This is a genomic window from Polaromonas sp. P1_E3 (genome assembly GCF_056405935.1).
In genome coordinates, this window is the sequence record NZ_JBFUBD010000197.1 from 1 (window position 1) to 5,109 (window position 5,109).

General features: G+C 61.4%; 3 protein-coding genes. 2 read left to right on the forward strand and 1 reads right to left on the reverse strand.

What is annotated here, in order from left to right:
- Positions 1-495: 495 nt before the first annotated feature.
- Positions 496-2,625: a lytic transglycosylase domain-containing protein gene (locus AC1D0Z_RS15725; protein WP_477659157.1), complete on the reverse strand. Its 2,130-nt coding sequence runs from the start codon at positions 2,623-2,625 to the stop codon at positions 496-498.
- A gap of 9 nt (positions 2,626-2,634) precedes the next feature.
- On the opposite strand from AC1D0Z_RS15725, the gene AC1D0Z_RS15730 reads away from it, so the two are divergent.
- A complete protein-coding gene (locus AC1D0Z_RS15730; RefSeq protein ID WP_477659158.1) occupies positions 2,635-3,273 on the forward strand; it encodes a 5-formyltetrahydrofolate cyclo-ligase in 639 nt (212 codons plus the stop codon).
- Positions 3,274-3,380: 107 nt separating this feature from the next.
- Positions 3,381-5,109, forward strand: a 1,729-nt coding sequence (locus AC1D0Z_RS15735; protein WP_477659159.1) for a M48 family metallopeptidase, incomplete at its 3' end; no start/stop codon positions are given.

The following is a 5,109-nucleotide window of genomic DNA, read 5'->3' on the forward strand; positions in this document are numbered from 1 at the left end:
GCTCAGACAATCGCGATCCCTGATCCGCCTGAACCTGCGCTCCTCGGCGCATACAGAAGGGGGTGGAGGCAGGAATACCAAACAACCGAAAACAAAACCCGAAATACCAGAAGAAACAAGGACTCGCCGTGGCGAGTCCTTGTTGGTATTTGTGTTGGTTTTGTATTTCTGTCCCCGCTCCCGATTGGCCCTTGTGTATGCGCCGAGGAGCGCAGGGCCAGACGGATCAGGGCAAAAACTTGTTTGAGCGAAGCGAGTTGTTTTTGACCCCGGCTGGACTGAGCACCACAGGTTGCCCGTAGCGCAGCGAAGGGACGCAGGAACCAGGGTCGCCTTTTCTTTGGTGACTTTCTTTTGGCGAAGCAAAAGAAAGTGAGTTGCATGCCGGGCAACCCCCGGCCAGCAACACTCAGCAAAGAGCGCGCCGTCCAATCAATGATGATCCTAAAAACCGCTATCAATTCAATAGCTGCTCGCGACCGTCCCTAAAGGACTTCAAGGCAAATCTTTATAAGGCTCCGGCTGCGCCGCATCCCTCGGCCCCACAGTGCTCAACCTTGCTTTCAGCGACTGCGGCCGCCCCGTCAGGATGGCCGCGTAGTTGGTGGTGTTGGACAGCACTTTTTTCACGTAGTCGCGCGTCTCGCTGAACGGCACGTTTTCGGCCCAGATCGCGGCGTCCAGCACTGGCCCGTTGCGCCATGTGCGCGGCCGTCCCGGGCCGGCGTTGTAGGCGGCCGCGGCCATGGGCATTGAGCCGTTGAAGTCGTCCAGTGCGAATTTGAGGTAGGCCGTGCCGATGGCGATGTTGGTGTCGCGGTCATTGAGCTGGTCCTGCGTGAAGCCTTCGAGACCGATTTTTTTGGCCGTCCAGCGCGCGGTGGCCGGCATGACCTGCATCAGGCCCGAAGCACCCACGCCGGAGCGGGCGTCCATGATGAAACGGCTTTCCTGGCGGATCAGGCCGTACACGTAGGCCGGGTCCAGATTAATGGACTGGCTGCGTTTGGTCACCGTTTCGCGGAAAGGCATCGGAAAACGCTGTTCGAAGTCGATCTCGCCCTTGGTGCGTTCGCTCGTGTTAATGCAGCGGTCCCAGATCTGGCGGTCACAGGCGAACTGGGCGGCTGCCAGCAGTTCGCGGTCACCCATGCCGCCGCGCTTGTGCAGATTGGTGCTGTAGTTCCACTCGCGCGTGCCCTCGGGGCGCAGGCCGATGGCAATGGCGTAGGCGGCGCGGTTCAAGCCCGGGTTCAGCCGTGCAGCTTCTTTTTCCTCGGCCGTCAGCGGCGCGGGACTGGCCGGCACGGTGATCTTCTGACCCAGCTCTTCCAGTGCGAGCTGCTCGTAAAACCCGCGAACCGACGCAAAAGACTGCAGCAAGGCCAGGGCCTCGGCCCGTTGCGGCGCAATGGTGATGCCGGTGCTGATGGTCTGGGTCACGCCGGGCGTGGTGGCTACGACAACGGGGATTTTGGGCGCTGCATCCGGCGGTGCGGTGGCCAGCAGCGCACGCGCTTTCCAGTAGCTCCAGGTGGGGTCCTTGCGCGCGTCGTCGCTCATGGCGTTGACGGCTGCCAGCACCAGCGTCCAGTTGGGCTGTGCGCCCGCGCGCAATGCGGCGCGGGTTTTCCAGCCCAGCATGTCGTCGCTGAGGTCGGTGTCCTTGGTGACCTTGGCAAAGTACTGCAGGGCGTCGCCTGCAGGCGTGGTGCCCAGGCGGGTAGCGGCCTGGCGGCCGATCGCGCCCCAGACCCAGTTGCGCTCTTCGGTGTTCAGCTGCATGCCCCACTTGTTTTCCAGCTGGAACGCAGCGCCTTCGGTGTCGGAAATCGCCATTTTGATCAAGGCCAGCGTGATGATTTCGCGCCGCGCCTTGCTGATCGCCAGGTGTTTGCCGGCCAGAAACTTGATGGGGCTGGCGTTCAGGTCATTGACCATGCCGACGGCGTCAGGTGCGATGATCTGAACCGCATTGGTCGCTGCGCGTGGCCGGTTGGCCTCTGTGGCCAGGCGGGCCTTGATCCAGACGTCCTGCGCCGTGAGGTTTTTGGTGGAGACCAGCCGCTCCGCGGCCGAGTTGCAGCCGTCGTCTGCCTCGCGTTGTGCGTACCAGTTCTTTTTCACTTCGTCTGCGAGGCGTGCATCAGCCACGGGATTTTTGAGGTGTTCGACCAGCAGCGCGTAGCAACGCACTTCCTTGTCGTCGTTCATCCGGTAGTTGGGGTATTCAGCGGCAAAACCGGCCCAGTCGCGGCGCTGTCCCAGCAGCAGCAGCCAATCGTTGCGCAGGCGGTCTTCCTGGTAGGTGCCGGCGTAACGGCCGAAAAAATCCTGAACCTCTTGCGCACTGGCTTCACCCAGCCGTGTCTTGAGTTCCCAGTAGGCAGCCCAGGGCTCAAGCGCATGGCCCCGCGCCTGGGGCAGCAGTTGTGCAAGCCGGCCCCTGTCGCCCCGCTTGAAGGCCTTGTTCATCTCCACAATCACGTTGTCCGCTGCGCTGGCGCTTGCGGGAAGGTTGGTTTGGGCGGTGACAGGGGCAGGCAGCGTCAGGCAGGCAAGGGCAGAGAAAATGGCAGGCAATGCGGCCGCACGTACCGGGCCGGTAAGAAATTTGTATAGCATCGGGACATTATGGACAAATTAAGCACACGCAAGGCGCTGGTGGAAGCGCGACTGAACATGCCTGACCGCCTGGTGCGGGCTGACCTGCTGCAGCGTGTGATGCGCATCTGGCTGGTAGGTTCCCCCCATGAGGTGATTGGTGCGTACTGGCCCATCAAGGGCGAGTTCGATCCGTTGCCCGCGCTGTACCGCTGGCAGGAAGATGCCATTTTGAGCCAGGATTCATCGTCAAATCCGGCGCTGGACCAGGTGGAACAAGCGCAACTAGCTACAGAAAGCATAGCGGCGCGGTCGCCGCGCAAGATTGGCTTGCCGGTGGTCAACAAGCTGCACAAGACATTGACTTTTCATGCCTGGTACCCGGGTTGCCCCATGGAAGAGGACGCTTACGGCATTCCGAAACCAAAAGATACAGAGGTGATTATTCCCACCTTGCTGTTTGTGCCCTGTGTGGGTTATGGGCCGGGCGGTTACCGGCTGGGCTATGGCGGCGGCTTTTATGACCGTACGCTGGCGACCCTGCAGCCACGTCCCTTCACTGTGGGCCTGGGCTATGCCCAGGGCTGGCTGCCCGACATGGAGCCCGAACCGCACGACATTCCTCTTGATGCCATCCTGAACGACAAGGGCGTGGTCTGGCCGGTTTGACCGCCGGTGGCTTGCTTTCACCCCGCCGTTGAAGCGGTGAGCGCCGGTATATTACCCACCTATTCGCCATTTGAGCGAAGCGGTTAATAACAAAAGGGGGGTAACGCATGGCAGTCGCTGGTGAAGACGGCAATACGGCAAGCAGCAGGATCCGCAAAGACCTGCTGAAAGTACTGGCCCTGGCGCTGGTGACGCTGTTTCTGGTTCCGGGTTCAACCCTGCTGTTCGCCAGGCACGCGCAGCAGCAGCTCGACCGCACCATCATCCAGTCGATAGAGCGGCAGGTCGACCAGGATTCGAGCATGTCCGCCGAAAGCAAGGCGCACACCAAGAAGTTTTACCGTGACAACCCGGTCTCCCGCCTATGCGCCGATGCCAACGCCGACCTCGTGCAGGACAGGGACATGTTCTGCGAGCCGTTCTCCGATGTCTGGCAGTTTCATGCAGCGCATCTCATCGCCAAATGGACCATTGCCGGCGGCGTGGTCATCCTGCTGATAGAACTGCTGCTGGGCGCCGTGGCCTTCTGGAACCGAAAGGCGCAGTACCTGAGTTTTGTGACCGGCTGGCGCCTGTTGAGCCTGGCCAGCGCTGCCCAAATGCTGGTGCAGGGGACCATGCTGGTGTGGCTGTCTTTCTGGGTGACGGCATTTTTCTTCCACGTGTATTACATCAAGCTGATCGCCTTGATCGGTTTTGTGGTGGCCGTCGCGGTGTTCTTTGCGATTGCCGGGCTGCTGCGTCGCCCCGCCATGGGAAACACTGTTGATGGGGAACTGGTCAGCGACGGTGACGCGCCGGGCTTGTGGGCCAACACCCGCGCGTTGGCTGCGCGCCTGAAGACTGCACCGCCCAAACAGATCGTGGCGGGGATCGACACCAATTTTTTTGTCACCGAAGCGCCGCTTACAGTCGCCGGCCAGGCCCTTACGGGCCGTACGCTGTTTGTCAGCCTTCCGCTGCTGCGGCTGCTCGACCGTGCCCAGGCTGATGCCGTGCTGGGCCATGAGCTCGCGCATTTCCGCGGTGGCGACGCCGCCAGCAGCGCGCGGCTTGGGCCCAAGCTGGTGCAGTACGACCACTACCTCGGCATGATGCGCGGCGGTGGCCTCACGGTGGCGGTTTACCACCTGATGTACCTGTACCGGGTGATCTTTGAATTCGCGCTGATGCGTGACAGCCGCGAACGCGAATTCAAGGCCGACCGCGCCGCCGCAAAGCTGGTTTCGCCGCAAGCCATCGTGGAATCGCTGATCAAGATCACCGCTTACGCAAGTTACCGGTCGGAAATCGAGCGTGAACTGTTCGAACAAGACCGGCAACACGGCCAGCAACTTGGTATTGCGCAGTTTGTGGCCTCGGGTCTCGCACCCTACGCGGCCTCCGCGAAATTCATGAAAGCCATGGGAACAGCCAGCGTGCCGCACCCGTTCGATTCGCATCCGGCCATGCTGGACCGCATGAAAAATGTGCGCCACCTGGTCAAGCCCGATGCCTTCGGCGCCATCGTGACCGAGCCTGTTCGGCGCAACTGGGCCGAAGACATCCAGACGGCGCCGCAGATCGAGCAACGGCTGTGGTCGGTGTACGAGCAGGGTTTCGCGGCCGACCATGAACGCACGCTGGCCTACCGGTACGGGCCCGACAACGATATGGAACAGGCCCTGGTGCTGCGCTATTTTCCTCCTGTGCTGTTCCAGCTCAAGGGCACGCTCTCTGTCGGTGTCACATACAGCGGCCTGCAGCTACCCGGCAAGCCCGATGAACTCTCGTGGGATGACATCCAGAACCTTGGCTATGAAAACGGTTTTGGCGGCGATGTCCTCACTGTCACCT

Coding starts and splice junctions, on each gene's coding strand:
- AC1D0Z_RS15725 (WP_477659157.1), bottom strand. CDS start 2,625: ATGCTATACAAATTTCTTACCGGCCCGGTACGTGCGGCCGCATTGCCT.
- AC1D0Z_RS15730 (WP_477659158.1), top strand. CDS start 2,635: ATGGACAAATTAAGCACACGCAAGGCGCTGGTGGAAGCGCGACTGAAC.